Annotated in this window: 20 protein-coding genes and 2 pseudogenes; 14 read left to right on the forward strand and 8 right to left on the reverse strand. The window is 69.5% G+C overall.

Annotated features, from left to right (window positions below; translation table 11 throughout):
• Positions 1 to 304 precede the first annotated feature (304 nt).
• Positions 305 to 1138 (reverse strand): transposase family protein, encoded by an 834-nt coding sequence (locus AQJ91_RS38750; RefSeq protein ID WP_067031617.1) that lies wholly within the window; start codon positions 1136 to 1138, stop codon positions 305 to 307.
• A 69-nt stretch (positions 1139 to 1207) separates the two neighbouring features.
• Positions 1208 to 1663 (reverse strand): hypothetical protein, encoded by a 456-nt coding sequence (locus AQJ91_RS38755; protein WP_067031620.1) that lies wholly within the window; start codon positions 1661 to 1663, stop codon positions 1208 to 1210.
• A 300-nt stretch (positions 1664 to 1963) separates the two neighbouring features.
• Between AQJ91_RS38755 and AQJ91_RS38760 the strand changes: the two genes are divergently transcribed.
• Together AQJ91_RS38760 and AQJ91_RS38765 are read left to right on the forward strand one after the other, a co-directional pair.
• Positions 1964 to 2584 (forward strand): DUF2975 domain-containing protein, encoded by a 621-nt coding sequence (locus tag AQJ91_RS38760; protein ID WP_067031623.1) that lies wholly within the window; start codon positions 1964 to 1966, stop codon positions 2582 to 2584.
• Positions 2584 to 2808: a helix-turn-helix domain-containing protein gene (locus AQJ91_RS38765; protein WP_067031626.1), complete on the forward strand. Its 225-nt coding sequence runs from the start codon at positions 2584 to 2586 to the stop codon at positions 2806 to 2808. Before AQJ91_RS38760 ends, AQJ91_RS38765 begins: the two co-directional genes overlap by 1 nt.
• A 568-nt stretch (positions 2809 to 3376) precedes the next feature.
• On the opposite strand, the pseudogene AQJ91_RS38770 reads toward AQJ91_RS38765, so the two are convergent.
• Both AQJ91_RS38770 and AQJ91_RS54065 read right to left on the reverse strand, forming a co-directional pair.
• Positions 3377 to 3979, reverse strand: a pseudogene (locus tag AQJ91_RS38770) (helix-turn-helix domain-containing protein); the annotation flags it as partial.
• A gap of 157 nt (positions 3980 to 4136) precedes the next feature.
• Positions 4137 to 4292, reverse strand: coding sequence for a hypothetical protein (locus AQJ91_RS54065; RefSeq protein WP_159054754.1), 156 nt, complete (start codon positions 4290 to 4292; stop codon positions 4137 to 4139).
• A gap of 123 nt (positions 4293 to 4415) precedes the next feature.
• Between AQJ91_RS54065 and AQJ91_RS38775 the strand changes: the two genes are divergently transcribed.
• The 9 genes and pseudogenes from AQJ91_RS38775 to AQJ91_RS38810 all read left to right on the forward strand — a co-directional run bounded on the left by AQJ91_RS38775 (position 4416) and on the right by AQJ91_RS38810 (position 16604).
• Positions 4416 to 7487: a Z1 domain-containing protein gene (locus AQJ91_RS38775; protein ID WP_159054755.1), complete on the forward strand. Its 3072-nt coding sequence runs from the start codon at positions 4416 to 4418 to the stop codon at positions 7485 to 7487.
• A 227-nt stretch (positions 7488 to 7714) separates the two neighbouring features.
• Entirely contained in the window at positions 7715 to 8491 is a 777-nt protein-coding gene (locus AQJ91_RS38780; protein ID WP_234383304.1) for a TnsA-like heteromeric transposase endonuclease subunit, read from the forward strand.
• Positions 8488 to 10740, forward strand: coding sequence for a DDE-type integrase/transposase/recombinase (locus AQJ91_RS38785; RefSeq protein ID WP_067031637.1), 2253 nt, complete (start codon positions 8488 to 8490; stop codon positions 10738 to 10740). Before AQJ91_RS38780 ends, AQJ91_RS38785 begins: the two co-directional genes overlap by 4 nt.
• Complete coding sequence (locus AQJ91_RS38790; RefSeq protein WP_067031639.1) at positions 10734 to 11762, forward strand: TniB family NTP-binding protein; 1029 nt, start codon at positions 10734 to 10736, stop codon at positions 11760 to 11762. The genes AQJ91_RS38785 and AQJ91_RS38790 overlap by 7 nt, the downstream gene beginning before the upstream one ends.
• A 46-nt stretch (positions 11763 to 11808) precedes the next feature.
• On the forward strand, positions 11809 to 15078 hold the full coding sequence (locus tag AQJ91_RS38795) for a Helicase associated domain protein (RefSeq protein WP_234383299.1): 3270 nt from the start codon (positions 11809 to 11811) through the stop codon (positions 15076 to 15078).
• A 167-nt stretch (positions 15079 to 15245) separates the two neighbouring features.
• The gene (locus AQJ91_RS52855) at positions 15246 to 15494 is read left to right on the forward strand and encodes a hypothetical protein (RefSeq protein ID WP_067031645.1); all 249 of its coding nucleotides are present in this window, start codon (positions 15246 to 15248) and stop codon (positions 15492 to 15494) included.
• Positions 15475 to 15768: pseudogene (locus tag AQJ91_RS56610) on the forward strand (WhiB family transcriptional regulator); the annotation flags it as partial. The gene AQJ91_RS52855 and the pseudogene AQJ91_RS56610, both read left to right, overlap by 20 nt.
• The gene (locus AQJ91_RS56615; RefSeq protein ID WP_407696988.1) at positions 15763 to 16302 is read left to right on the forward strand and encodes an RNA polymerase sigma factor; all 540 of its coding nucleotides are present in this window, start codon (positions 15763 to 15765) and stop codon (positions 16300 to 16302) included. The pseudogene AQJ91_RS56610 and the gene AQJ91_RS56615, both read left to right, overlap by 6 nt.
• Positions 16299 to 16604, forward strand: coding sequence for a hypothetical protein (locus AQJ91_RS38810; RefSeq protein WP_067031648.1), 306 nt, complete (start codon positions 16299 to 16301; stop codon positions 16602 to 16604). Before AQJ91_RS56615 ends, AQJ91_RS38810 begins: the two co-directional genes overlap by 4 nt.
• 196 nt (positions 16605 to 16800) lie before the next feature.
• On the opposite strand, the gene AQJ91_RS38815 is transcribed toward AQJ91_RS38810, so the two are convergent.
• Positions 16801 to 18039, reverse strand: coding sequence for a DEAD/DEAH box helicase family protein (locus AQJ91_RS38815; RefSeq protein WP_067031651.1), 1239 nt, complete (start codon positions 18037 to 18039; stop codon positions 16801 to 16803).
• Between the two features lie 205 nt (positions 18040 to 18244).
• On the opposite strand from AQJ91_RS38815, the gene AQJ91_RS50920 reads away from it, so the two are divergent.
• Entirely contained in the window at positions 18245 to 18394 is a 150-nt protein-coding gene (locus AQJ91_RS50920; RefSeq protein WP_079085545.1) for a nucleotidyl transferase AbiEii/AbiGii toxin family protein, read from the forward strand.
• 570 nt (positions 18395 to 18964) lie between these two features.
• Here AQJ91_RS50920 and AQJ91_RS38820 read toward each other — a convergent pair.
• Both AQJ91_RS38820 and AQJ91_RS38825 read right to left on the reverse strand, forming a co-directional pair.
• Positions 18965 to 21001 (reverse strand): VMAP-C domain-containing protein, encoded by a 2037-nt coding sequence (locus AQJ91_RS38820; protein ID WP_067031654.1) that lies wholly within the window; start codon positions 20999 to 21001, stop codon positions 18965 to 18967.
• A complete protein-coding gene (locus tag AQJ91_RS38825; protein WP_159054756.1) occupies positions 20998 to 21777 on the reverse strand; it encodes an RBBP9/YdeN family alpha/beta hydrolase in 780 nt (259 codons plus the stop codon). The genes AQJ91_RS38820 and AQJ91_RS38825 overlap by 4 nt, the downstream gene beginning before the upstream one ends.
• A gap of 28 nt (positions 21778 to 21805) precedes the next feature.
• On the opposite strand from AQJ91_RS38825, the gene AQJ91_RS38830 reads away from it, so the two are divergent.
• Positions 21806 to 22099 carry a hypothetical protein gene (locus tag AQJ91_RS38830; RefSeq protein WP_234383300.1) on the forward strand — a complete coding sequence of 98 codons (294 nt, stop codon included), beginning with the start codon at positions 21806 to 21808 and terminating at the stop codon, positions 22097 to 22099.
• A gap of 10 nt (positions 22100 to 22109) precedes the next feature.
• Here AQJ91_RS38830 and AQJ91_RS38835 read toward each other — a convergent pair whose 3' ends face one another.
• Positions 22110 to 22853, reverse strand: a complete 744-nt coding sequence (locus AQJ91_RS38835) for a CTP synthase C-terminal region-related (seleno)protein (protein ID WP_067031660.1) — start codon at positions 22851 to 22853, stop codon at positions 22110 to 22112.
• 76 nt (positions 22854 to 22929) lie between these two features.
• Between AQJ91_RS38835 and AQJ91_RS38840 the strand changes: the two genes are divergently transcribed.
• Positions 22930 to 23562, forward strand: a 633-nt coding sequence (locus AQJ91_RS38840) for a LysR family transcriptional regulator (RefSeq protein WP_199848140.1), incomplete at its 3' end; no start/stop codon positions are given.

Consider the following 23562-nt stretch of genomic DNA (forward strand, 5'->3'; position numbering starts at 1 on the left):
GAAGTAGACCGGATTCAAGAGCGTCCGCACCGCAGCCGCCGCGGTAGAGCCCGCGCGAGCGGGAGTAACTCGCGCATGAGGCCGATCTTCTCGGCCTCCGTCTCGTAAAGCCCGCGCGAGCGGGAGTGACTCGATCCGTGACGCCAGCATCGGTTCACGCTTGAGGTAAAGCCCGCGCGAGCGGGGGACACGGAACTCCAATGAGATCGTTTCATCTTGAACTCGCAGGTTGCGGTACTGGTGTGAGCCCGTGATGCGGTGCTCGTGCTGACAGGTGGAGTGATCGCCGTCGGGTGATCGTCTGTCACCGCTGGACTTCGCAGTTCGCCAGAACGAGCAGGGCCCGTAGCAGCGTGGTGGCGTGATGGGCGTTCATGCGGACCTTGGTCAGAATGCGCCAGGTCTTCAGGTTCGCGAAGCCGTGCTCGACGGCGGCACGTTCGCGGCTGACCAGCCGGTTCGCCTCCTTCTCGGCGTCGGTGAGGCGGTGGGAGCGGGTCGCCTTGCGGCCGGTGATGATGACCGGAGCATCGTCGGGGTCGTCGTCGAGGCCGACGAAGCCGAGGTCGGCCAGGGCACCGAGGCCGGCCTCGCGTAGATGCCTGGTGATGTGGTCGTGGCGGGCGGCGGTGATCTCGCTGGCCCGGCCAGGGCGGGCGGAGGAGATCCAGATCAGGTTTCCCTTCTCATCGGTCAGCGCGAGGAAGAGCAGGCCATGGGCCTTGTGTTTCCCGCTGTAGTTCTTGCGGTTGTCCGCCCCGGTGCGGCGACGGGTGCGCACAAGGGTGCCGTCCAGCAGGACCACCGCACCGCCCCGACGGGCGATCTTCTTCAGGGCGCGGTCCATTCGCGGGGCCCGGGCAGCGAGCAGGTCGATGACTTCCAGGACCCAGCGGCGGACGGTTGCGGCCGAGACGGAGTTGCCGCCGGCCATGTCGGCCAGGCGCTGGTCGTGGCGCAGGACGGCCAGCACGACGATCGCCTGCGTGCCCGGAGCGGCCTTGCGCCAGCGCGTGCCCAGTTGCTTGCGGCGCCGGCGTATCAGTCCGCCGACGAGATCGACAGTCCGCTTCGACACAGGAAGCCGGACCTGGTAGACAACACCGGGAGAGCCCTCGGCGGGCGGCTGTTTCTTCACACAAACGCCAACTCCCGCTGGGGGCCCTCGTGTTACGGCCGGAATCGGCCGCTCTGCCCCAGCCGGCGATCAACGCGGCAGGTACCGTCCCGAGCCAGTCCGGGTCAGCCAGCCCCGGTCGGACAGCTTGCGCAACTGGCCGCGGACCGGCTCGACCTTTGCCGGGGTGTTCTCCCGACCCAGCGCGAGCGCGACGTCCTTGGCCATCACCGGCCCCGACGCCTTCGCGACGATCTCCATGATCCGCCGGTACTCCGGCGTGAGCACCTCCGCCCCCATGCCTTCCTCGCGGTCCGGGGTCAGCCGCATCCCACCCGCCCCGTGCGTCACCACCGCCGGCTCCGGCTCCACGATGCCCGACGGCCGCCGTCCCCCGTCCGTCGCCTCGGCCCACTGTCCGAACACCACCTCGGCCGCCTCCAGCCGGCCCAGTTCGGCGTCGATCTCCGCCAGCTCCTTGCGCAGCAACTCGGCCCGCTCGGTCAGTCGCATCCGCCGCTCGATCGTCCACGTCAGCACGTCCACTATGCGCCTCCCTCCCGTTGCGGAACCTACGAGACGCCTCGGGTGGACCGCCCCAGAACCCGCGAACCGGCCCGTGGCAGACGAACCACCTGCTAACGATCACGTCCGAGAGCAGCACGAGTGCGTCAATCTCCACGCCCGGCACGCGACCAGGCTCCTGCGGGCCCTGTTCGTCCTCACGGACCTTGAGATCGCCAGGGTGGGCAGGCTCGCTGTGCAGGTACATTCCCTTGACAAGGCATATCGTTTATCGTTGGTATTGATAAACGATATGCATGCTGCCGGTCGACAGGGGGAATCATGGGTGCCAAGTCCTGGTGGAGCCAGACCGACAGCCGGTTGCTGGAGGCAGCTCTGGGCCTGGCTGCTCTGCTGGTCGGCGTCTTCGGAGTGCTGCTTCCGGCCCTCGGGGTGGCCGGTCTGATAGATCCGATGGACACCCGAGAGGTTGAGCCCGAGACGCCGCCCCGGGTACCGGGAACCGTGACCGACGCGGTAACGGGCCACGGTATGACCCTCACCGGCGCCCACCGGGCGGATCTCGTCTTCGCCGACCCCGACCTGAGTCAGTGCCTGCTGCTCGCCCTGCCGGAGATCGTCGGCAGCCTGCTCCTGCTCCTCATCCTGGCCCTCCTTTTCAAGATGGCCCGGACCCTGCGCGGCGGCGACGTGTTCGTGCCGGTGAACGCCCGACGCCTGAGCGTCATAGGACTCGCGGTACTGGTGCAGGCCCTCCTCGCCCCGGTACTGCCGGCGCTCACCACAGAAATGCTGGTCAGCGGTACCTCCATGGCCGAACAGATCCCGTTCTCGGTCACCTTCACCGGCGAGTACGTGCTGCTGGCCTTCCTCGTCCTGGCGCTGGGAGAAGTCTTCCGGCGCGGAACGAAGCTGCGCGCCGATACCGAGGGGTTGGTCTGATGCCACCAGAAGAGGAGCATCGGGTCCAGGTCCACCTGGACCGACTGCTGGCCGAGCACGGCATGACCCTGTCCGAACTGGCGACCAGGGTCGGGGTGACAGTCGTCAACCTCTCCATTCTCAAGAACGACCGGGCGAAGGCGATCCGCTTCTCCACCCTCACCGCGATCTGCCGCGAACTGAACTGCCAGCCCGGCGACTTGCTCAGCATCCGCAAAGACTGACCCTCCACGGAAGACCTGAACAGCGAGATCTCGATCCGTCGCGCACGTCGCCAGCCGGACCACGGAAGCCATCTGGCCTCGTTGTCAGACGATCACGATGCTCGGCAACCGCCCACGACCTGCACGAGAACCGGACACCGCACTCACACCAGCCGCGCGACCAGCAACTTCAGGATGAAACGGGCTCAATCTTCGTCGTCGCAGGACTAGCGCGCGAGGCTGACGCGGGTTCGGCAACAACCTGGCCCAGTTCGCCGAGGCCATCCCTATCCGCCAGCTCAGCATGCCGACCGATAGGGAGCCGTCACGGCGGGGCGGCACCCACAGCCCGGCGCGAAATCGAGTGGAGGCCATACTTGAAGACCACCTATAGAGCAAAGACGCAGGTCACAGCCGCCCTCGTATTGTGATTCTCGTGGAGCTGAACAGGCAATTCTCATAGCCATGCGTCAGTCATTCTCGTCCAATGTCAGGAGCAACTCCCCCACTTCCCCTGCATACAGACGCTCCTGGTACTCATCGAGAATGACACCTGGGTGAGAACTTCACGAGACAGGACCGTGAGAGTCAGCACCCACTCCACCAGCTGCGGGACCGTGGTCGCCGGGCAGTCCAGCAGCACACCGCCCAGGCAGTACGCCGTGCCGTCCCCATCCAGGACCGCGAGAGGGCCGTTCGGGAAGCGTGAATCGGCTACGGGTGCGGCCGCCTTCGGGCTGGCCGGACGCCGTGACGTCGACGCCGACCTCGAGGCGCCGGCCGGACCGGACGCAGCAGATGCAGGACGGTGGAGGCGCGGGGAGCTCCCGTGGCCAGGCGCCGCGTCGTCAGCAGGCCTGTCGGCGAGCGCAGGCTGCTCGGGTGCGGGCGCGGGACCGGTGAAGGTCTCCGGCACGGGCTCGGTGACCGGTTCGGCCGGGTGCTTGGCCGCCCAGCCTTCCAGCAGCCGCAGATACGCCTCACGGCGTGGCGGGCGCGGCTCGGAGCGGCCGTTCTCCCAGTTCTTTACCGTCTGCGTCGTCGTCCGCAGTACCTGAGCCAGCCGCGCCTGCGTGACACCGGCCGCCTCCCGCAGCCGGGCCCGTTCCGTCGGCGACGGCAACTCCGGCTCACCCGCCAGCAGTTCATCCACCGCCGCGAACAGCTCATCCTGACTCGGCCGGTCCGCCATCGCCACCTCCACCACGGACCCTAGCATTATTTAACCCTGGATTTAGCCATTGGGCGCTCTTGTGCGGCAGCGCCGCGACGGACCAGGTGTGCTTTGACTCCTACTTGGCCACCTTTGCAGCTGGCCTCTGATCAGTCGTCACCACATCGCTGCGCTGTCAGAGCAGCAGCTGGAGCCAGTTCGGGAGCTCCGCCCCTGCGGTGCGCCCCAGGCCCGTGGCGATTCCGCCGATGAAGCCGAGGATCACGACCGCGGCGGCGCGGCGTAGGCGGGAGGTCTTGCGCTGGGGAGCTTCTGGAGCCGTCTGGGTCATGCTGCGAGCTTGAGGCGTGCGGAGGGTGGTGCGCAGCGCGCAACAGTTGCCAATGGAGGGCAACGCGTTGCCAATTCGTGCGCAACAGTCTGACAGGCCCAAGTGGTGGCCGACACTGGGTCAGTGACGACCAGTAGACGTCGAAGTGGGGCCGGCGCCCTCGGCCCGCTCCACCCGGATGCGGGCCCGGAGCGCCGGGAACTCGCCCTTGCTCTGCGCGAGTTGTTTCAGAGGCTCGAAATGCCCCTGCGGACGTACGCGAACAAGGAAGCGCGCGCCGCCAGCTCCGTAAGCCGCACGCTCAGTGGCGAGCGGCCCGCGCAGGAGGACTTCGTGAAGAACCTCCTCCACGACGCGGGCGAGCCCCCTCGGCCGCCGCTGTCCGAGGAGGAGACCGCCCGGGTGTGGGCGTTGTTCCGCAAGGACGAAGAGAGCCGCCTGGATCCGGCGAGCCGCATCCGGCTCCTCGAGCGCAGCAGGCGCGAGCTGGAGGAGCGCCTGCGCGAGTTGGAGGACAGCCGGGCCTTCGCAGACACGGACGGTACCGCGGCCGAGCTGGACTCCCTGCGCCACCGGCTGCACCAGCGCGAGCAGGAGCTGGCCCAGGTCGAGCAGGAGCGCGATCAGCTTGCGCGGCGCATCGGGAAGCTGCTCGCCGAGGCCGGACTCCGGGACGGTCGCAGGCCCGTGGTGATCCGGTCGTCGTTCGCCCGGTGGTACGCCCCGGAGGCACGGCCCGATCGGGGGCGGTACTGGCCCGCGTACGTCGACGTCCTGAGGCGGCGGGGGTGGGCGGACCCGAGGGTGGCAGACCTGGACGAGGCGACGGACCAGGTGGTGGAGAAGCTGGCCGACCCGAGCGCGGCGGAGGCCTACCAGGCTAAGGGCTTGGTGATCACGCCCGTGGGGTCCGGCGCGAGCGCCCACATCACCGGCACCGTGGCCAAGGCGGTTGACGCGGGCTACCGCCTGGTCATCGTGCTGACGGGACCGAGCAACACGCTGCGGTACCAACGGCAGCGGACCCTCGACCGCGATCTGGTGGGGCGGGAGAACATCCTGCGCGGCGCAGACGAGTCCGAGGACTCCGAGTACGGGGACGATCCCGACTGGTTCAAGGCGGACGGGTTCCTGCGGCACGGTCGACGTCCCGCCTCGGAGGGATCGTTCGACATCGCCCGTCTGACGACGCGCGACAACGACTACGCCGGCCTGCGCCAGAGCCTCGCCGCGCTCCAGTTCGAGAAGCGGATGCCGCAGCTGCCGCTGAACGATCCTGAGAACCTGCACGCCACGGCCGTACGGCTCATGGTCGTGAAGAAGAACAAGACCATCCTGTCCAAGCTGGTCAAGGATCTGCAGAGCATCCAAACGCCGCTGGCGGAGATCCCCACGCTGATCATCGACGACGGCACCGAGTGGGATCCGGGCGTCGTGAACACCCACAGGAAGGCGACCGGAACGGGGAAGGCGGGCCTCACGTCCGTCCAGACCGCCATGGCGGAACTGCTGGGCCTCTTGCCCAGGGCGCAGTACGTCGCCTACGCCACGTCACCCTTCGTCGGCACCCTCATGGACCCAGCCGCCTCGGAGGACCTGTTCCCGAGGGACTTCATCGTTTCCCTGCCGCGCCCCGCCGGCTACGTGGGTGTGGAGGACTTCCACGACATCGACTCGGACGTCCCGGAGGAGCGGCGGACCTTCGCCAACTCTCCGGAGAAGGCGCACGTCCGCAACCTCGTGCTCCGTGACAAGGACGATGACCAGGGCGAACGACAGGCGATGGACATGTTCGTGCTGACCGGCGCGGTGAAGCTGTACCGGGCCGCGCGTGGCGGGGGCGAAGCAAGAACCGACTATCGCCACCACACCATGATCGTTAACTCTTCTGATCGCGTCATTCGGAAGCGGGAACAGGCAGCGCGCTTGCGCCGCCTCTGGTATGAGGGCTCCTACGACCGGGCCGACGGTCTGGGACGGCTCCGCGAGCTGTACGAAAGGGACGTCGAGCCCGTTTCCTGCGAGCGGGCCGACGGGCTGCCCGTCCCCGAGTCTTTCGACGAGCTCGTACCGTACGTCGTTGCTGCGTGGTCGCGGATCGACTCCGACGGCAACGCCGTCGTGATCGAGAGCGGATCCACACACGACGAACGTGGCGGGTATGAGCTGGACTTCACGCGGCGGCACATCTGGAAGATCCTCGTCTGCGGCTCACGGCTCTCCGGCGGCGGCACCGTCGAGGGTCTGACCGTCATCTACCAGGGGCCCCACACTGATAGCGCGGTGGTTCTGGCCGGGATGGGACGCTGGGCCGGTTTCCGTATCGGCTACCGGGACCTGATGCGGCTCTACTTCGCGCGGGTCCCGAACGATGCCGATGGGGGCCTTTTCCACGCCTTCGCGGCGATTTTCCGCGACCAGCTCTCGTTCCAGGAGGATCTGGCGCGCTACGCCGTCGAAGTCGACGGCAGGCCACAGCTCACGCCCGCCCAAGTGCCCCCGCTGCTCGCGCAGCACCTGGGCGCGGTGGATCCGGAGCAGCGACGGAACGCTCTCTTCAACGCCGAACTGGTCGAGATCCGCTCGCCCGGCCGGTGGATCGAGCCGCTCGCCCACCCCGTGGACGCGGCGGCGAAAGCCCGCAACGTCCAGCAGTGGCGGCCACTGCTGGACGTCCTGGCGGAGCCCCGCGTGCTCAGCGGTCGATCCACCTCCCTCCGCGCCCGCACCGGCCTGGTCCCGCACGCCCGCCTGATGCATGTCTTCTCCGAGCTGGAGGGCACCGGGCCGCAGTTGCGCCCGCACCTCCGCTACCTGGAGCAGCTGGGGCGGGAGCCCGGGGGCCAGTGGCTGCTGGTCGTGCCGCAACCCGATGGTGACGGACCCACGGCATCGGTTCTCGGCTTTGAATCGCTGCCACTCTTCCGCCGAGCGCGTCGGGCCGACCGGGGGGACAGCTTCGGCAGGATCACGAAGCCGTCGCACGAGTCTGCGGTCGAGGCTGCAGTGGGTCGGGCCGACGGGGCGTTGTCGCTCCTGGGGGCGGTGCTCCTGTATCCCATTCACGAAGGGGAGGACGGCTCCGTCGACGAGGGTGAGGCGGACCCGTCGCAGATCGTCTTGGGGGTCGGCATCTACACCCCGGAGAAGGAGGAGGGCCCGTTGCTTCGCTTCGTGTCCGTACGCAGCCCTTGATGCGACCGGCGTTAAGCCGGGGATGTCCCCTCGGCCCCTGGGTCGGCGGCGGGACGCCAGCACGACGCAGCAGACCCCCAGGTTGGCCAGATTCCTGGCCAACTATGAAGCAAGGTCTCATCAGGCAGCCGGCTCGTGATGGCAATGGGCTGCGGTCCAAGACGCAGGGGATATTTCTGTCAACTCGGCTGCGGCGGCGAGGACTTGAGTTTGGGTTGACTGCATGCATGCAGGCGACGAACGACGCTGTTCGAGGCGGCGGCGATACAGCCGTAGATGCCAGCCGACTCGATGCACGCTTTCGAGACCCGCTGGGGCGCGCACACCAGCTCCCGTGGCTTGAGGCTGCGCAGGACGTCGTCTTCGAGGACGGTCCGGCGATACGTCCGTTTCCCGTCCGGTACGGGCGGCGTGTGGCTCCGGGCTGGTGGTGGTCGTCGACGACCGGGCGGCTGGTGGCGTACGGGTCCGGTGTCATGCGGACCGAGCTCATGCTGCTGGACCGGGATCCGGCGGTGGTGGCGCTGGTCTGCCGGCCGGTGGAACTGGTGTGGCGTGAGGAAAGCAAGGTCGTCGGTCATGCACCGCAGCTGATGGCCCGGCTTCAGGACGGCAGCGGCCTGTTGCTCGACTGCGCCGGACGCAGCGGGCCCTCTGCCCGGCTTGCGGCGCGGGCACGGGTTGTGGCGGATGCCGCCAAGGCAGCGGGCTGGTCCTACCGGCTCGCGGGGCCGCCGGATCCGGTGCTGGTGGCCAATGTGCGGTGGCTGGCGGGTTACCGGCATCCCCGGTACGCCGCAGGGCCGCGGATGCCGGCCCTGGTGGAGGTGTTCGCCAGTCCGCGGCCGGCGGTGGAGGCGGTGTGTGAGCTGGGTGACCCGATCGCCGTGTGGCCTGCGGTCTTTCACGCGCTGTGGAGCGGTGTGCTGCGGGTGCGGCTGGACGAACCGCTGCACGAGCGTGTCGTCGTCTCGGTCGCACGGCAGGAGGCCGAAGCGGCGTGACGCAGGCTGTTGTCGAGGTCGGGGCGCGCCTTCGCTACGACGGACGGGTATGGACGCTCGCCGTGCTGGAAGGCGCGCGGGCCACGCTGGTGACCGACGAGGGCGCCTCGGCGGTGGTGCTGCTGCCCTACCTGTTCGCCGATCCGTCCTTCGAGGTGGAAGGCGGGACGGCGCCGGGGAGGGTGCCGCCGTTCGGCCTGCTGGAGGCGCTGCCGGAACAGGTGCGGGAGCGGGCTCTGGCGTGGCAGCGGCATGTGCGGGAGGTGGAGACCGGCTTTCCTGATGCGGTCGGGCAGGGCGCCCCGCGTGAGCAGTTCGATCCGGCGACACGGAGCCTGGCGCAGCGGGAGCGGGCGAAGGCCGAGGAGTTGAGGGCGGCGGGCTGGGCGGCGAGTGCGGCGACGGTGCGCCGGATGCGGGCGCGCTACCGCAGCGAGGGCTTGTGGGGGCTGGTGGACGGCCGGGCTGTGCGACAGCGGTCGGCGGTGGGGCGGGCCGATGAGCGGGTGGTCGCGGCAGTCAGGAAGGGGCTGGAGGGACAGCGGGAGCGGTCGACGGGCACGCTGGTGCGGCTGCGCCGTCGGGTGGGGTGGCTGCTGGAGGAGGAGTACGGCGCCGGGGCGGTGGCCCTGCCGCCGGCGTCGACGTTCAACCGGCTGGTGCACGCGGTGGCCGACGGACAGGGGCTGCTGGGGACAGCCACACAGCGGCGGTGGCATGCGTCGCGGCCGGCACCTCCCTTCACGCCGACGGTGGCACTGCGGCCGGGTGAGCTGGTGATGCTGGACAGCACGCCGCTGGATGTACTGGCGGTCCTGGACGACGGTGTGACCGGCCGTCTTGAACTGTGCATCGCGCTGGACGTGGCGACGCGCAGCATCTGCGCGGCGGTGGTGCGTCCGGTGGGCACGACGTCGGTGGACGCGGCGATGCTGCTGGCGCAGATGGTGGTGCCGGTGGCGATGCGGCCGGGCTGGGATGCGGCACTGTCCATGCAGCGGTCGGTCATCCCCTACGAGCGGCTGATCGCGTTGGACGCGCGGCTGGAGCAGGCTGCCGCCCGGCCGGTGATCATGCCGGAGACGGTGGTCGTGGACCAGGGCCGGGTGTATGTGTCGGCGTCGTTCGTCTCGGCGTGCGAGAGCCTGGGGGTGTCGGTGCAGCCGGTGCCGCCGGCGAACGGCCCGGCGAAGGGGAACGTGGAGCGGACCTTCCGCGCGATTGCCGACGGGTTCAGCCAGTACCTGCCGGGCCACACCGGCTCCGATGTCTCCCAGCGGGGCGCGGCCGCGGAGCAGGATGCCTGCTGGAGCCTGACGCAGCTTCAGGAACTGCTGGACGAGTGGGTCATCTGCGGGTGGCAGGAGCGTCGGCACGAGGCGCTGCGGCACCCGATGATGCCGCGGGTCGCCGTCTCCCCGAACGAGATGTGGGCGGCTTTGGTGGCGGTGACCGGGCATGTACCGGTGCCCTTGTCCGCCGACGATTACGTCGAGCTGCTGCCTCTTCGGTGGCAGGCCGTCAACGACTACGGCGTCCGCTTCGGCTACCGCACCTACGACCACCCCGGCCTGAACCCCTACCGGCGCCGCCGCTCACCGCGGGCGGACAAGAACGGACGGTGGGAGGTCCACCACAACCCCTACGATCCGAACCGGGTGTGGGTGCGCCTGCCCGAGGGATGGCTCGAGGTGCCGTGGGTCCACGCAGGGGCGGTCAGGCGCCCGTTCACCGCGTTCACCTTCGACCACGTCCGCCGCACCGTGGAACGCCGGCATGGCCGTGAAGAGCACGAGGCGGCGATCGCCCAGGCACTCGATGCGCTGCTGCGCCGTGCCAGCCAGGGACTGGGCAGCAGGCGAGAGCGGACGGTAGCCGCCCGGGCCCAGGCGGCCGCGCAGATGACCGATCCCTCCCCCGCCACCACCCCGCAGCAGTGGCCTGCGCCTCTCGCGCCGGGGGCCTCGTTCGGGCTGCCCGGTTCCTTCACCGTCCCGCTTCAGGATGCCGACGGCTGGGACGCCGACGACAGCCTGGACGACATCGAGGACAACCAGGACGACGAGGACTACCTTCTCGCCGCCCTCGCCGACGGCCAGGACGCCGCGGCAGCCCACGCGGATGAGGCCGAAGCATCCGAGCCGACGGCCGAAACGACCCAGGACCAGGCCGCCGAGCAGACCGTGGACGCCGCCGGGGCGGGCGGCATGCGCATCTACGACCCGTACCAGGAGGCCCAGGCATGGTGACAGCGGCCCAGCCCGCCACCACGAGCACTTTCAGTCCGCTGACCACGTGGGACGGATGGCAGCAGTTCGTCGACACGCCCCACGCACCGGCACGGGACGCCGACGACCAGGAATGGACGCTGGAGCAACGGGAGGACTACCACGCACGGTTCGTGGTGCTGAAAACCCCCGCCATGGACACCATCTCCACCGCGGTACGCCGCCTGCTGCTGCTCAACCGCGGCCAGCAGGGCGGAGCCAGACGCGGCCTGATCATCTCCGGGCCGGCCACCACCGGGAAGACCACCGCGATGCAGCAGCTCGGGCGCACCGTCGAACTCGCCGACCGGCGCCGCCACCCGAACCAGGACGGGCGTCTGCCGGTTTTGTTCATCACGGTGCCGCCGTCCTCCACCCCGAAGATGCTCATCAGCGAGTTCGCCCGCTTCCTCGGCCTGCCGATGCTGGAGCGGATGAACCAGATCCAGATCACCAACGCCGTGTGCGAGCTGCTGTGCGAGATGGGCACCCAGCTGGTCCTGGTCGACGACGTACACCTGATGGACACCCGCAGCCGGGCTGGCGCCGAGACCTCCGACCAGCTGAAGTACCTCGGCGAGCGCATCCCGGCGACCTTCGTCTACTCCGGCATCGACGTCGAATCCTCGCCGCTGCTGACCGGCGTGCGCGGCTCCCAGCTCGCCGGCCGCTTCAAAATCGTGCGCAACCAGCCGCTGCGCTACGGCAGCCCGGACGACAAGCAGATCTGGCACGACCTGGTGCACGGCATGGACAGCGCCCTGCGGCTGCGCCGGCACCGGCCCGGCACGCTGGTCACACACGCCGCCTACCTGCACGCCCGCACCGGCGGCCGGATGGGCAGCCTCTCCCACCTCATCCGCGAAGCCGCCCTCGTGTCCCTGCTGGACGGCACCGAGAAGATCACCAAGAAACTGCTCGAACAGATCGAACTCGACAGCGCCGCCGAACAACGGGCCCGGGCACCACACCGCCACCGGATGCCCTCGCAACGCCAGCCCTGACCGGCGGTGTCTGCCTCAACCGTCCCTACCGATTCCCCGTTTGGCCATGTCGGATGCCGGTACATCCGACCCCGCCAGGAACGACTTCTGCTCCCTGATGCATGACTTTCCTTCACCACAGCCGCAGCCGCCGCGTACGGCTGCGGCACGTCCGGGGCCGGTGCGGCTCGCGCCGCTGCAGGGCGAGACGAACCTGTCGTACCTGGACCGGCTGGCCGACCGCTACCGCCTCGGGGTCAGAGACCTCATCCCGGCACTCCTCCAGGTCGGCGGAGGCCTGTTCAAGGGCTACCGGACGGACGGCGAGGTGTACCTCAACGCCGAAGCCCGCGCCCGCATATCGGCGTTCTGCCGCGTGCCCGAGGAGATCCTTCAGCGGGCCCTGCCCGCCTGGACCGCCCAAGAGCCCGTCTCGCCGGACGGGGCGGGTGCAGCCGGGCGGTTCCGCTTCGGGGCCGTGGTGCCGTCCGCGGGGGAAGGATGCCGGCTGTGCACGGCCGCACGCACCGGACGTACCAAGCCCGCCCGGGTGTATCTGCAGCCGCACACCCGGATCTGCCCGCGCCACCGGCGCTGGATGCTCGGCACCCACTGGATCGACGGCGGGCCGGCCGACACCGAACAGGTCGACCTGGCGGAGCTGCCGCAGATGGCCGCGGCGCACCGGCGGCATCTGGATCTGCTGCGCCATCGACCGGACGCCGCCCGCGCGTTCGAGGTCGCGCATGCCGTGATCGTCTCCTGGTGGGCGCAGCAGTGGCCCGAAGAAGAGCAGTGGCCGCGCCGGGCACTGCAGCTCGCGGCGCCAGGGGCTGATCCGGGCTGGTGGCGGCTGCTGGCCCGGGACGCGGTCACCTACCCGGAGACCGTCGCCCTCACCTCGGTCCTCACCAGCGAACGCACCAGACAGCGGCTGCTCGCCGACACAGGCGGACACCTGCCCCACACGCTTGCCCACACCCCTGCCCTGGTCAGCCAGTTGGCGCGGGCCACGAACCGGCCGTGGCTTGCCGAGCGGATCGCCTCGACCTCGGCCGGTCCTTTGCTGCTCTGGGTGCAGCACTGCGTACGGGCCGACGCGGACGCAGCTGTCGCCGACCGGCGGTGGACGCTGCACATGGCGCACCGGCCCCGGCCCATCGCCCGCGAACTCACCGCCTACCGCGACGCCGCACAGCAGCCGGAGAAGGCCGCGGGCGCAACGCGGCTGCACCTGGGGCTTCGGCATACCTCGGACCAGGCCTTCACCACCGGCCTGGCACACGCCCGCGCCTACGCCGCCGTCCACGGCCATCTCGCCGCACCGATCCACAGCCGGTTCAACGGCTTTGCCCTGGGCCGGTGGCTGTCGAACCACCGGAAATTCCCCGCGATGCCACCCGAACACGTCGCGGAACTCGAGGCACTGGATCCGTGGTGGCGGCCGCCGTGGACGGTGATGTGGCAGCGCTTCTACTACCAGGCCCGCGACCACAGCCGCGCCCGCGGAACCCTGCGGCCCGAACACGGCTTCCCCACCACCGGCTTCGGCCTGGGCGAATGGCTCTACAACCAGTGCACCGGCTACGACCACCTGCACCCCGGCCAGCAGCGCCTCCTGACCGACATCGGCCTCACCCACGAAGCCGTACAGGCGGCCCGGCCCCGCCGCAAGCACATGGCCACCCACTTCCAGCGCGTCCTCGCCTGCGCCCGCGCCTACGCCGACACCCACGGCACGCTGGTGACCGCGACCACCGACACCATCCAGGACGGGCTGAAGCTGGGGCAGTGGCTGTCCAACCAGCGCAGCAAAGACCGCGCCCACCAGCTACGTCACGGCACCCCCTCCCCCCGCGCGCTGGCACTGTCGGCGATCGACCCCTGGTGGAACCCGCCCTGGACGCTGGAATGGCAGCGCTCCTGGCACCAGGCACGCACCCACGTCGACGGCGGTCACGTCCTGGATACCGCGGCCGGGTTCCCCGGCACCACCAGCGCACTCGCCACGTGGCTGACCACCCAGTGCGCCCAGTACGACACCCTCCAACCCGACCAGCACGACCTGCTCGCCCGCATCGGAATCACCGCGGCCCAGGCCCACGGCGCCGCCGCCCGGCCCGCCGAAAACGAGGCCGACTTCGCCACCGCCCTGGGCTACGCACGCTCCTACCACGCCATCCACGGCACCCTCGCCGCCGCAGTCGACACCGTCCACGACGGCTTCCAGCTCGGGCGGTGGCTGCGCCGGCAACGCCAGCACGCCCGTACCGACGCCGACCGGGGCGCCCTTCTGTCTGCCGCAGCGAAGGCCCTGACCGGGATCGACCCTTGGTGGTGCCCGTCCTGGAGCCTGGCATGGCAGCGCGCCTGGCAGCACATCCACGACCAGATCAAGGCCGGCCACCGGCTCGACGCCGACCACCACTTCCGCAGCTTCGCCCCCGCCCAGCGCACCTGGCTACGCACACAACGCAACCACCACGACGACCTCCACCCCGGCCAGCAGCGCCTCCTGGCCGACATCGGCCTCACCCGCGACAGCGCCCGCACCCGGCCCCTCAACCCCTACGCAGAAACCGCCCTCGCCCACGCCCGCGACTACGCCGACACCCACCACACCCTGGCCGTGTCCTACTCCACCGTCCACGACGGCTTCCCTCTCGGCCGCTGGCTCAACGACCAACGCCAACAGGCCCGACGCGAGACCACCCCCAGCGCCCGCCACCAGGCCCTCGCCGCGATCGACCCGTGGTGGAACCCGCCCTGGGACCTGGCCTGGCAGCGCGCCTGCGCCCGCGCCCGCACCACACAAACCCGCCCCCACGGTGTCCCGGCCGACGTACGAACCTGGATCAGAGCACAACACGCCGCCTGGCCCCACCTACGCCCCCAACAGCAACAACTCCTGACCGACCTGGACATCACCCCCGAAGCCGCCGCCCGCCGCCGGACCAGCCGCGTCTACCCCATAAGCCCAGGCCTCGCCCACGCCCGCGCCTACGCCGCCCTGAACGGCCACCTCTCCCCCAGCGCAGACACCCACCACGACGGCTTCCCCCTCGGCAGATGGCTGGTGCAAAAACGCCGCGCAGCCCGCCAAGGCCGCCTCTCCCCCACCACCAGCCGAGTCCTTGAGGACCTCGACCCCTGGTGGAACGCACCCTGGCCCAGCATCTGGCAACGCACCTACCAGCAGGCGAAGTTGCACCACCACACCGGCCAGCCCTACTCCCCCGCCCTCCAGCGGTGGACTGAGCGGCAACGCACCCGATGGACCACCCTCCACACCACCCAGCAGGAGCTTCTCTCCGCGGTGGGCATCCTTCCCGCATGAACTGACGCGGCCACAGCTGCTCGGCCCGGCATGCCCAACTGCCCTGCTCTGCATGGCCGGAAGGAAGAAACTCAAAAAAGTTCTGGCATCGAGGTCACGCAACGGTCCCCTCACAGGCACTCACCCTCGAAAGACGAGCCCGCGTTCACCGATCAGGAGCCCCAGCGATGCCGGAGTATGAGATTGCAGCCCTCGCCGCCGGGGCCGGATACCTCACCAGCGTGCTGCGGATGTGGATCCGGGTGCACGGCCGCACCAGCATGGCCCGTACCCGCAGCAGGCATCGCAGCGAAATGATCCGGGGACTGCCCAGCGGCAGCCGGGTCATGGACGAACACGACAAGATCACCATTGAAGTCGGCGGCCCACGGGCGGCTGGGAAGCAAGGGGGCGGCAGTGCCATCGTGGGTGAATGAATGGTCGGCACAGGCGGCCTGCCGTACTGCTGATCCGGACGAGTTGTTCGTGCAGTCAACGGCACAGGACCGGTCCAAGGTGGTGTGCACCGGCTGCCCCGTGAGAACTGAGTGCCTCGCCGACGCACTCGACAATCGAGTCGAGTTCGGCGTGTGGGGCGGCATGACCGAACGAGAACGGCTCGCCCTGCTTCGCAGGCGTCCCACCGTCAAGTCCTGGCGTGCGCTGCTGCAGAGCACACGTGCCGAGCCCGAGCGGGACACCGGGCTGCTTGTCGAAGAACGGCCCAGGCAGCCCAAGGAGCAGCAGGGTCTGTCACTCGAACAGGAACAGCAGTACGGGGCCCTCTTCCGAGTCCGCTTCGTTCCGACCGTCGGATTCCTGATCGCCGCCGGTGCGAGTCGGCACGACGCTGAGGACGCTGTGCAGAGCGCCTTCGTGCAACTGGCCCGGGCCTGGGAGTCAGTGACACACCCCGAGGCCTGGCTGCGGACCACCGCCTGGCGCATGTGGCTCAAGGCCAAAGGCAAGGAAAGAACCTGGTCCTGGGATCCCGCCGACCTGCCTGAAGCGGGCGTGCCTGCCCCATGCAACGACATCGCCGAGCAGATCGACCTCGTGCAGCTGCTGCGGCGGCTTCCTGTTCTGCAGCGCACGGTAATGGCCTTCGAGATCGACGGGGCAACGCCCACACAGACGGCCGAAGCACTGGGAGTCCCGAGCGCCAACGTCCGGCAGAACCTGCGCCGGGCGCGTCACAGCCTCGAGCGCATGCTCCAGGAACAGGACGAAGGAGGTGCGCTGTGAGCAACTCGCCCAGGCGCAGTGCCGCCCAACCGGTAGATGGCGTGCTGGCCTCGGCCATGCAGCGCCTGACCAACGCGTTGGACACGACCACCGACGTCGACGGCAGGCTGACAGCCGCCTTGTATGCCGCCGCCCTTCCCCCCGCGCCCCCCGTCAGCCCCTCAGTCGACACGCTCCTCGACCGTGGCCGGCAGGAACTGCAGGCAACCCTCGAGGCCACCACAGACGTCGAAAGCCACCTCATCCTGGCCCTACACGAAATCGACCTCGAACCGCAGACCGGCAGCACCAGCGACGAATAAGCACACAAGCACAGCCGATAGATCCACCCTCGACGACCTCACCAACCCCGATACCGCCTGACCTGTCTTAACGAGTAGCAGCTCACTGGAACTGCACCCTGCTCGATCAACCTGCACACACCCACGTACGCGCAGGTCAGGCAGACACCGCATCACCCAGCCCCACACTCCAAGCACCCCAAAGGCACCACGAACATCACCCAGAGGAACTGAGAAGCCCCAGCTCACAGCCACAGCAACACTCAGAAAGACCGGGTGACGACAGTTTGCCTGCGCCCGGCGGCTGGCGAAGGCCCCGGGAGACGCCTTGGACGGCGTCGATGGTGCTGTAGCGGGGAGCGGCGAAGACGACGCCGTCCAGGTCGGGAAGGTCGACGCCCTCGTTCAGGAGGCGGGCGTTGGACAGGACGGCGACGTCGTGGGCCGGGTCGTCGAAGGCGGCCAGCAGGGACTGGTTGAGGGTGTCGTTCTGCTCGCCGGTGACGGCGTGGGACCACAGCTGCGTGCGGCGCAGCGGTTCGTGGACCTTGGCGGCGGTGGTGGGCAGGGTGCGGGCGAAGCCGTCGGCGGCTTCGACGCGGTTGTGGAACGCGAGGATGCGCCGGAGCCTGTGTTCGGCGACGGCGCGCAGGAGGGCGACTTGGACGGCGGCGTTGCGCAGTCCGTCCAGGTGGGCGCTGCCGGCGGGGTGGGGGTCGTTGAGGATGGCGAGCAGGTCGCGGTCGGTGTCGTCGACGGTGACGACCAGGACCTGGTAGTCGGCGACGATGCCACGCGCGATGGCGTCGGCCAGGCCCAGGCGGTAGACGATCGGGCCGAACACCTCCTGGTGCTCCATGGTGGCCAGCGGGACGCGACCGGTGTCCTGGGCAGTGCCGGTGCGGGCGGCCCAGATCCTGGGGGTCGCGGTCATGTACAGGCGGGTGGTGGCACGGATCAGGGTGTCGTCGTGGACGGCTCCCCAGCCGTCCGCGAAGCCGGCGCACGTGCGGTGCGCCTCGTCGGCTATCAGCAGGTCCCAGCGGATGGCGCCGAGCGCGCGGGCGTCGGTCAGGTGACGCAGGGAGGCATAGGTCACGATCACGGTCGCGGCACCGCGCCGCTGTTGGACGGCGGGCAGGATCGTGCCGGGATCGCTGGTCATGCGTACGGTCTGCCAGGGGATGCCGCTGTCGTGCTGGGACAGGGAGCACAGGCCGAACAGCAGGCCGCGGTAGCCGGCTTCGCGCCATTTCAAGGCGGTCTGCACGACCAGTGCCTTGGTGGGCACCAGCACCACGGTCGCGCCGGTCGGCGCGACCGATTCGGCGGCACGCTGGGCGATCAAGGTCTTGCCGCTGCCGCTCGCGGAGACCACCGTCATCCTCCGCAGGCCCGCGCGGGCACCGGCCTCGATCGCTTCCAGGGCCTCGCGCTGATGGGGGCGTAACTGCATCTCGCTCCTCGGCGTTCGCGGCGCACCGCCCGGTTCGGCGGCCGCGGATACGGGTCGGCTTTGGTCGCCGCCCGCGGACCGGGCGGCGACCGAAGCTACCGAATGAAGCGGTCCGCGTGCACACCGCTGCCTGCCGGCCGCCCGCCGCACCTGGGTGCTGGAGCCGACCCGTGCGGTCGGGTGCCCGCGCGGATCAGGTGCCCTCGTGGGCCTCAGCGACCGCTCCGACTGCGCCGCGGACCTGACGGTGATGCACCTAGAGGAGATCCTCGCCGACAAGCTCACGTGCCTCCTGCAACGGCAGTCGATCCGCGACCTGTTCGACCTCACCCACTCCACCCGTGTTCAACGATGAGATCCCGGTCCGACCGGAACAGTGTGGTCTCCGCCTTCCGCAACAAGACCATCTCCTCCACCCGCACCGCCCGACCCCGACCACCCACCCCGAGCAGCAGCGCACCTACGTCCGGACGCGGGGGCAGCAGCCTCATGCCAACAGGGGATTCGACATACCAGAAAGATCGGAGTAATCACCCAAAGGGTACATTTTGACATGGCGTCAGTCGACGCGCTCCCAAGGAAATCCTCTCTCCATCTCCAACATCCTCGGGGTAACCACAGCACAGCAGTTCAGCGAACCTAAGCGAGACCAGAGGTCGAGCAACTTAGCCATACCATCCCAGGTCAAACACCGAACCAAAGTATCCTCGATGAACTCTAAGCAGTGCACTTCAAGGCCATGTTCATGTCGTAACTAGAGAGAGGACTGACAGGTGGCGGGCACAAGGGATCGGATGTGTCGGTGAACTCCCTCCACGGCGGTGCGGGTGTGGCCTTCAGCCGTTCGCGGCGCTCCGTCGTGTCACCAGTCCCCTGGTAGAGCCACCAGTCCTTCGCCGTCCCCGCCATCGAGGCACCCCCTGGTTTATGGTCGGGTTGGGTCCGCTGCCGCCGAGCCGTGCAGGGACCGGACGTCCATCGTGTGGTCGGGATCGTCCCACAGCAGCGCCAGCCGGCTTTCGGTGTCGACCGAGGCCCGGGTGCGGCGCAGGGCGTGGACCTGCCGGGGCAGGGTCAGCACGTTCGTCGTCGGTGTGCCATCGTCGGCGGGGTCGAGCAGCGCGGCCAGTTCCGGTTCTTCGGCACCGCGCGCCGCCGGGCCACCGTCGCGCCACCACACAGTTACCGGTACACCGCCCTCCAGTGTCGCGTCGAGCACGTCCGCCGTACGGCTGCCCGAGGCCACCACGCAGGCGGGTGCCTCCGCGATGCCGAGGTTGACGCCGAGCATGTCGGTAATCTGATGGTCCGTCACCACGCTGACGGAGTCCGGGAACCGACCGCCCTGGGTCCGCAGCCAGCTCCACTTGCGCAGCCAGGCCGCTCGGGCATCCTGCCGTTCCTCCGGACAGCGGACGACGACTTGGTACAGGACTCCGAGAGGGCGGGTCCGGCCTCGCCGGGCGGGCATGGCCCACTGGTCGAAGGGGACCTCAAGCAGCTCGAACGGCACATGGAACTCGACGCGTTCGACGCAGGTGTGCGCGTCCGGGGCCGACGCGGCGCCGAACGCATGTGCCGTACACCTGAGTTGGCGGCCCAGCTCCTCGCGGACCTGATCGAGGGTCAATGGGCCCTGCGACTCCCAGATCACCGTGGCGGTGGTGTCCCGGCGCAGCCACATGCGCGCCACATGGAAGTCCTCGCTGTCGGGAGCGGGATCCAGGCGCAGGTGCAGCACAGTGCTGCGGGCCGAGGGCGGGGGCGGCTGGAGGGGCTGTGCGCCCAACCGCTGACGGGTCTGCTCCACCCACGAACACAGCCTGGTGGCCCAGTCCGGATCGGTATCCCGGACGCGGTCGGCCAGGAAGCGCACGAACGGCAGGGTAAGCGGGGTATCCGGCCGGCGCCCCTGCCGTTCGTCGAGGTCACTGGCGATGTCGATCAGGCTTTGTCCGGGCAGCCCCTCGTGGACCGGAGCCGCGCACCCGGTGACCGTGAACGCCCAAGCGTAGGCGTCGTAGGTGTCACGGGGCAGGGTGCGGTCCGCGAACACCGCTCCGAGGCCGTCCCAAGCGAGCTGGTCGAGCCGGGCGGCAGCTGGCGGGAGAGGTTGCGGCCCGTCGAGGAAGGAGCACTCGGCCCAGTCACGATCCCGGATGAACTGCGGAAGCTGCCAGCCCTCATTGTTGCGGCGCAGTTCCTCGAAGCGCCGATGGATCCGGCGGGCGATGTCCGGAAGGCTGGCCACGGAGTCGAGCAGGGTCCGGTCCGCGAGTTCGCTGAGCAGCACGTCGGTGAACTGGCCCGCTGCGCGTTCCGCGTCGTTCTTCGCGGCCTCGCCCTCGCGGGAGGCGTACAGCTCGAACTGGCGCCGTCCGGCCTGGAGGGTGCCGCCCCCGTAGTCGATACTGCCGAAGTTCAGGGCGCTGCCTCGCGGTACCTCGACGCGGCAGGCGTCGACCAGGGCCGCCTGAAGCGGGAAGCAGCGGCTCTTCACCAGGTCGGTGCGCCACCAGTGCAGGGCGGAGTCAAGGTTGAGGTGTCGGATCTCCCCACGATGAGCGTCGGCGCACGGCAGCATCATCTGTCTCTTCCGAAGGAAGCCGTGCCCGGCCCAGTAGATCCACAGCATGTCGCCGTCGCACTCGGCGAGTTCGCGGAACAGCGCGTTGCGTACGTTCTCTTCGGTGGCGGGTCTCCATCGGTCCTGTAGGGCGGCGAGCTGCGGGGTGGCCGACCAGTCCAAGCACTGCAGGTCCAGGGGCGACAGCAGAAGCCGGACGTTGTCCGGCGGCACCTGTCCCGGGCCGGTGAGCCACTGGGCGAACCTCAGGGCGTCGCGCGCCGCGCCTCGCAGGTTCCAGCCCGGGCTGAGCTCGTACTGCTCGACGCCGACGACGAACGCGAACGTCCGCTCCGGGCACAGGGTCTCAGGGAGGATGCTGTTCAGGTCGGTCACTCAATCTCCGCCACGGCTCGCGCAATTCCGTCGTAGACACCGCCGGTCTTCCAGTACGCGCTGTGGCACAGGGGGAACGGCTGGCGGCTGCTCACCTCGTGGTCGGTGACCCTGGCGTCGCCGGGGAAGACTGGTTCCGCGAGGAAGGCAAGCATGTCCTGCCGGTCGTAGACGTTCAGCCAGCGGGGGAAGCCGTCGGGCAGGGAGTCGTCCGGATCCAGCCCGGCGAGGGCGCCCAGTTCGTGCAGGAAGGGGGCCTGGGAGCCGACAGTCACCAGGAGCAGGGGTCCCCGGACGGGCGCTCCACATGCGGCGCTCTGCGCAAGCAGGTCGACGAGCGCGACACCGCCGAGGCTGTGTCCGATCAGCACGGTCGGTCCGTCGTCGGCGGTGATCGCACGGTGCAGGTGGTCGCGCAGGGCCTGCCCCCTGGCCTGGTAGCGGAGGATGTCACCGAGGAACGGGGTGGCTCCTCCTGTGATAGGCCCCCGCCACAGGTTGAGGGCGGGCTGGGTCGTCACGCGTAGGGCGAGCTTCCCGAGCAACGCCGCCGCCCGGCCGCCAGGCATCCGCGCGTCGCCGCCCAGCCTGGCCGTGATCACTTCGACCATGCGGTCCCGCTCGGCGCCGGTGCACTCCGCGTCGGCGCCGGCCCGGGCCAGTGCGCCGGCCATGAGCGCTCTGGCGACCGCGACGGCCAGCTCCCGGGCCGCCGGTTCATCGAGGGCCTGCACGGCGGCACGGTTCGCCTCGTCCGAGGCGAGGGTGGTCTCCAACGCGGGAGGGTAGTGGCGGGCCAGATCTGTGTCGTGCAGCAACTCGCGCAGTTCATCATCGCACTCGCGGCCGAAGGTCTCCAACGACAACGACCGGATCGGCCAGCGCCTCCACAAGATCGGGATCCGGCCCAAGCAGGACCGCTCCACCGCGCTGTTCACCCTCGCCACCGAAGTCCCCGCCGCGATCCTCGCCCGAATGCTCGGGGTCCACATCAAAGTCGCCGTCCAGTGGCAGCAAGCATCCGCCGGGGACTGGGCCGCCTACGCCGCCGACGTCAGTCGGCGCAGGGACGGCACCATGTCCACGCACGAGCCGTAACCGGCTCAGCTCAGGTGAGCGTCGGCGCAGAGCCCCTGGCGGCATGGTCGACCGCTGCTGCGGCCAGCGCCTGGATGATCGGGTGGGGCCGGGTGCCGTCTCCCGCGAGCTCCGGCTGGAACAAGGTGGCGAGGAAGAACGGGTGGCCCGGCAGCTCGGCAATACGCACGTCACCCGCCTCGTCAACGCCGCTGAAGCGCAGTCCGTGCGCACGCAGCACATCCAGATAGACCGGCCTGAGGCCATACGAGCAGTGGTACCGCTCGACAGTCCGCTCAGCTCCCAGGACACGCTCCGCCAATGATCCTGCCTCTACCTTGACCGCGCCTTCGTGACCGACCAGGGAGCATGCCAGCGGGACGATCAGCAAGTCGTCCGCCTCCGGTTGATTCTCCGCATGGTCAACGCCGGAGAGCCCGCACACGTCGCGCGCGAACTCCAGGACCGCGTGCTGGAAGCCACCACAGGTGCCCAGAAACGGGATCCCCTGCTCACGCGCGATGCGGGCCGCCGCGATTGCCCCGGCCTCGCTGCGATACGGGCTGCCGGGCACCAGCCAGATGGCATCGAACCCGGCAAGGGCGCCGGCGGATTCTGCGTCCTGCGTCGGGACCCAGTACGCATCCAGGACCAGTTGGTCGCGCTGGGCCAGTGCGTCGAGAAGACCGGGGATACGGGCGTGGGCTCGCACGCTGGGCGAGCGGTCGCCCACCAGCGCGACACGGGCTGTCGAAATATTCAAAGGCTCAGGCATGCAGACATCCTGCGCCGGCAACCGAGTCCAGCACCAACGATGATCTGTGACCCTTCCATTAGCGATACTGATGGACATGGATCCGCACCTTCTCCGCACGTTCGTGGCCGTGGCACGCTGCGGATCCTTCTCCGAGGCGGCCCGCGAACTGGGCTACACCCAGTCGGCGGTGTCCCAGCACATCGCCGCGCTCGAGAGCGACCTCGGAGCAGTCCTGCTGCAGCGGCGTCCGGTCTCTGCGACGGGTGTCGGCGTCCGGCTGCTCGAGCACGCCGGGCCGCTGCTGCTGCGACTGGACGCCGCCCGCGCGGACATCGCGCGCCTGACCGCAGCACCCGCCGCCCGCATCGTCATCGGCGTCTCACCGCTGGCCATGACGTCACAGCTCACCGGGACGCTTGCAGACATGCGCCAGACACAGCCCCTTTTGGAGGTGACGGTGCGTGTCGTTGGTCGCGAGGCCATCACCCGCGAAGTCGCGACCGCAGCCCTGGACCTCGGCCTTGTCGACGGCATGGCCGCTCCCAACGACCCACTCCACCTCCCCGACGTCGGCCCACTCACGGCGATGGCCGTCACCGAGCAACCGCTGGCCGTCGCGCTGCCCGATCAGCACCCGCTGGCCGGCCGGACCAGCCTCCGCTTGACCGACCTCACCGACGCCAGATGGATCGACGCACCCGACACCGCCATCCCGCTCGCACAGTTG

The sequence above is a fragment of the Streptomyces dysideae genome (assembly GCF_001514305.1).
GTDB classification, from domain to species: Bacteria; Actinomycetota; Actinomycetes; order Streptomycetales; family Streptomycetaceae; genus Streptomyces; species Streptomyces dysideae.